Consider the following 5,107-nt stretch of genomic DNA (forward strand, 5'->3'; position numbering starts at 1 on the left):
TTATTTGGTTGTCAATGTTCGGATGATGTCTCTATTATTAACGATGTCGTGAAGGTTTGTAAAGGCCTGTAGCGACAGTTAAACTGATGAAAACGATAAGGAAAGCTGATGAGTCCTGCTGCCAGGGGGAAAATACATCACGCGGCGGTCTTTGGCGCATCCTAGCTTTTAACGCGGCACCGGTGGTAGCGGAGGTTGAGAAGGCACAGGAGGTGGCTCGATCGGCAGTGGAGGCGCAGCATTCCGAGCTGGTGGTGCACTGCTGAACTGCTGGAGTTGCTCTGGGGTGAGCGATCGCAAAATTCTCAGTCCGAGAGTGTCTCGCGAGATGCTTAGAGCGTAGTTCGGCTGTAAATACGGGCGGAAATTTGATTTGTTGTTCAAATAGGTTTCCATGAAGGCTACGCTGAGTCCGTTGACGTAGCGGCGGGCTAAAGCAGGTTCGGGCCCGATGACATCGGGTGGTGGCACAAAGACGCTTTGAGGGGAATCCTCGATCGTTGAGAAGTGAGTCCCGTTGTTCATCAGTACCAAATATTTGTTGAGCGATGTCAGCCAAGTGAAGGGTTGAATTTGTTCGAGCAAAGCTGGGGCGACGGTATCGGCGCTACCTGCGATTACCATGATTGGGATTTTTATTTGGCTGAGGTTTGTTTCTCCGAGAATGCTGCTGGCGATCGGGTTGATGGCGATCGCAGCTTTGATGCGCGGATCTCTGAAATTGTACTGGTTGCGAGCTAGGCTGCGGGCGCGGCACTGCAACAGCAGGGAGAGGTTCCAAGTTTCGTTTTCTCGCTGGCAGTCTTTTTCTAGCTGGGCAAAGTTAATCCCCGCTCCGGCTAATGTTAAAGCTGTATAGCCACCAAAAGACTGGCCGATGATGCCGACTCGCTCCAAGTCGAGCAGCCCTCGGTAGGCAGGATTGGTAGTCGAAAGTTTGGTTAAATAATCGAGCAAATCTTTGATGTCGAGGGGGCGGTTGACAAATTCTGCTGGTTCTGTTACTTCGTTGGTTTTGCCTGTTACTAGGTTTTGGATTTGTTGGGCGTTGCTGCCGGGATGTTCGGGAACGGCGACGGCAAAGCCGTAGGAGGCTAGCTGTTTGGCTAAATACTCGAAGGAAGTGCGATCGGAACCTAAACCGTGAGAAATTACTACTACAGGGGCCGGTTGCGGGCTTTGCAGCGGCAGGTAAATGTCCATGTCAAAGGTGCGATCGCGATTTGGACTCGTCAGAGTTACCGATGATTTTTTCCAAGTATAGGGGCCCGGTAGCTGGGGCTGTAGCATTTCTGCAGGCGGTATCGCTGGCTCAGAGGCTGCTGCTGCTTCCGACAACTTGATGACTCCGGCGATCGCCCGATTGGAACGGTTGATCAGCGATGTCAGTTGGTCGGCGATACCCAAGGCGCGCGCAACGTCAATCCTGATGCCGTAAGTAGGAAATTTTTGCAGCACCTTGAGAATTGTCAGGCCTTCAGGATCGGCGGCTGCTAAAATCAGGGCCGCTCGGATGGCATAAAATCCGGGCTGCCGAGCTTTGGTTTGAACTACTCGGCCCAAGCGTTCCAGCAGCACTTCTCCTTGAGGCGTGTAGAGGAATTGGGCGATCGTCACGGGGCTGATTTCAGCTTTCGCTTGCAGGGCGCTGCGAATCTGAGCTAGCTGAGCTTTTTTGGCGTACTGAGCAAAGCCGTCCAAGTTCGAGTCTATTTTGCCTTCTTTGGCGAATAGTGCCAAAGATTCGATCGGAACTGATTCTTCTAGCGGCCCGTAAGTTACGTAGATTCGCTCGGCCCCGAAAGCCGGTGCAGCGGTGCAAACAGCAGTGAATGCAAACAATCCTAGGTATTTTGGGGCGATCGACCGCCGAGTGCGAAGGGCAGCAGTAGAGAGACTCGGAAACAGACAGTTCATAACTTTCATACCTAGCACATTCTAATTAATTAGTCGGTGAAACGGTCTAAATTGTTTCGCCAATATTTAATGCCAAAAAATCTATCAGTTGCTTCGGAAATTAGGTTATCGTGGGAAGCATAGTCTGAGAGTAATTTTATGACCTGAAAACATTCTTCGGAAATTTTTAATTCAACGCGCCCGGGGTCAGTCGATTTGAGATTTTAAATTTCCTAGACAGAGGAATCGCCAAAGCAGGAACAAAAGTCTAAAATTTAGGGCACACAACAACAAAATTCGGGGGCTTCTATCCATCTTTGGGCGAGGGGTCAAACCTACGGTTATGCCCATTGATTATTTTTTCAGCTATCCAACATATTTGCGATCGAGTTTGTAACTAGAGTCTGAATGAGAAAATTTATCATGTTCAATGCAACTGCTATCCTGATTGACGCTTTTGTGCAAGAGCTGCAGGCCGGCTACCGCCGCACCTACGGCAAGTACAAGCCTGACTATCCAGAAATTATCGCCTGGGCGGGGACGATGGCTCTGGAAAATATCGCTAACTGCGATGCTTTGTACCACAATGTGGAACACACAATGCTCGTGGCATTGGTGGGGCAAGAAATTCTGCGGGGTAAGCATATTCGCGAAGGGGGAGTGTCGCCGGAAGATTGGCTGCACTACCTGATCTCGCTGCTGTGCCACGATATCGGCTACGTGAAAGGTGTTTGCCGCCAAGACCAAGAAGCTGTCGGACTCTACGCTACGGGTATTGACGGGGGAATGGTTTCTGTACCGGTCGGCGCTACTTCTGCCAGTTTAACTGCTTATCATGTCGATCGAGGAAAACTGGTAATTGACGAACGCTTCGGCGGCCACACCTTAATTGATGCCGAACAAATCAAGCGTAATATTGAATTGACCCGCTTCCCAGTTCCTGCTAGCGAAACTCATCAAGACAGAAACAATTATTCTGGACTAGCCAGGGCCGCCGATTTGATCGGTCAGTTGAGCGACCCCAATTACCTGCGAAAAATCAGTGCGCTGTTCTACGAATTTGAAGAAGTCGGGACTAATAAAATCTTGGGCTACAATTCTCCGGGAGATTTGCGACAAAATTACGCCAAGTTTTATTGGAACGGAGTTTTTCCCTACATTCCAGCAGCTTTGAACTACTTGGAATTAACCCAGGGCGGCAAACAAATTATTGCCAACCTCTACGCTAACGTGTTTCAAGTAGAACACGCTGAACCGCTCGCTTTCAACAAAACAAATGCTCAAGAATTAATTAAATCCCGTGCTAATAACAACTTGAACGGCGAACCCAATAACGATCGCCTTCAACTTTCCACCTCCGGGGATAACAAGAAATTCAGCGAGTTTGCAGATCTGAATTTGTGAGAGATTTATCGATATAATTCAGCAGCTATAAACGCCAGTTATAATTACAAGTAATGGTAAATTTAGAGCTGCTAATTTTTTGATTGAGTTATAATATAACCAAGGAATGACAATTAGATAACTGTTACTTACTCGTTTGCTCGTTTGCTCGTTACCAGGATCTACCTGGTAATGCAGATCCAGAGGCTCTGCCTCTCTTTACCCCGCCACTTTTGAAGAGAGAAAAGTGTAACAAATGTTTAAAAGATTAAAGTCTTGTTCCTAAGAAATCCTTGTTTTTTAGAGAGAGTTAAATGATGGCAACCAACAACATAGAAGTCGTTTTTAGCTTTGATACAACTGGCAGTATGTATCCTTGCTTGACGCAAGTTCGCCGGAAAATTAAAGAGACGGTGACAAGACTGCTTGATGAAATTCCTGGCATTCGGATTGGCATTATTGCTCACGGGGACTATTGCGATGCTGGCAGCACTTACGTGACTAAACACCTCGATTTGTCGGGCGATGCCGACAAGATTTGCAATTTTGTGCAAAATGTAGAACCAACTGGCGGTGGCGATGCTCCAGAATGTTATGAATTAGTCTTGCACGAAGCTCAGTCACTTTCTTGGACTCCAACTAATTCCAAAACATTGGTACTCATTGGCGATGACATCCCGCACGCACCCGCTCAAACTCCTCAAAAACTTAACTGGCGTCAGGAAGTAGATAAGTTAGCACAGATGGGAATTGCCGTTTACGGAATCCAAGCTCTCAACCGCAACCACGCTACTTTATTCTACAAAGAATTAGCCGAAAAGTCGGGCGGTTTTCACCTCAATCTCGACCAATTTTCCTACATCACAGATTTGTTTTTAGCAGTTTGTTACCAACAGTCATCTAACGAACAACTGCAAGCTTACGAGCAAGAAGTTGTCAGTGAAGGTCGCATGAGTCGCGGATTAAACAAGATGTTTGATACCATGCTGAAGCGGGAAGGCGCTGCTGTTTACGAATCAGCCGAATTGCGAGCTGTCAAACCGGGGAGATTTCAGATTCTTGAAGTAGATAACGAGATTTCAATTAAAGCTTTTGTGCTGGAGAATGGTTTGGCTTTTAAAACCGGGCGCGGGTTTTATGAGTTTACTAAAACAGAAACCATCCAAGGTAAGAAAGAAATTGTGCTGATGGAGCGTTCGACTGGGGATTTATTTGAAGGAGAAGCGGCGCGAGAAATGTTGGGTTTGCCAATGGGGGAGACTGTGCGCCTCAAACCGAGCAATCTAGAAAAGTATGCGGTTTTTGTGCAAAGTACCTCGGCGAATCGCAAGCTGATGGGGGGGGACTCGTTTCCTTTATGAAGTTGAAGATTGGGATCGTTAATCGATTTTAAATGTTGAAAGTACAACCGCAGATTGATGCAGACAATGCTAAGATTTTTATTGTGTTTGGAATTTGTTTTTCCTACACATCTGCGGTTAAAAAAAATATACACTTTTAAGTTAATATGCAACCAGACATTCAGCAGCGAGTTAAACAGTTGAGGGAGCAGCTACAGCAAGCTAGTTATGCTTATTATGTTCTCGATGCGCCGATTATGGCTGATGAGGTGTACGATCGCCTTTATCGACAGTTACAAGAGTTAGAATCAGATTATCCTGAATTAATTACTGCCGAAAGTCCGACTCAGCGCGTGGGAGAAAAGCCGGCTACTCAATTTTTTAGCGTCAAGCACAATATTCCTCTCTACAGTTTGGAAAATGCTTTTAATCTTGAGGAATTTGCTAAATGGCAGGAACGCTGGCAGCGAATTGCACCCCCCCTAACC

General features: G+C 46.9%; 4 protein-coding genes. 3 read left to right on the top strand and 1 reads right to left on the bottom strand.

Annotated elements, in window-relative coordinates; genetic code table 11:
• Positions 1-168: 168 nt before the first annotated feature.
• Positions 169-1,926, bottom strand: a complete 1,758-nt coding sequence (locus AACV78_RS20685; protein ID WP_228042724.1) for an alpha/beta hydrolase — start codon at positions 1,924-1,926, stop codon at positions 169-171.
• A 393-nt stretch (positions 1,927-2,319) separates the two neighbouring features.
• On the opposite strand from AACV78_RS20685, the gene AACV78_RS20690 reads away from it, so the two are divergent.
• The 3 genes from AACV78_RS20690 to AACV78_RS20700 all read left to right on the top strand — a co-directional run.
• On the top strand, positions 2,320-3,300 hold the full coding sequence (locus tag AACV78_RS20690; RefSeq protein WP_194008739.1) for an Npun_R2479 family HD domain-containing metalloprotein: 981 nt from the start codon (positions 2,320-2,322) through the stop codon (positions 3,298-3,300).
• A 293-nt stretch (positions 3,301-3,593) separates the two neighbouring features.
• The gene (locus AACV78_RS20695; protein WP_228042725.1) at positions 3,594-4,640 is read left to right on the top strand and encodes a vWA domain-containing protein; all 1,047 of its coding nucleotides are present in this window, start codon (positions 3,594-3,596) and stop codon (positions 4,638-4,640) included.
• Positions 4,641-4,786: 146 nt separating this feature from the next.
• Positions 4,787-5,107: DNA ligase LigA-related protein (locus tag AACV78_RS20700; protein WP_445329594.1), on the top strand; the 321-nt coding region annotated here is incomplete at its 3' end.

Source organism: Tychonema sp. LEGE 07196, from assembly GCF_963890365.1.
In the GTDB taxonomy this organism is placed as follows: domain Bacteria; phylum Cyanobacteriota; class Cyanobacteriia; order Cyanobacteriales; family Microcoleaceae; genus Microcoleus.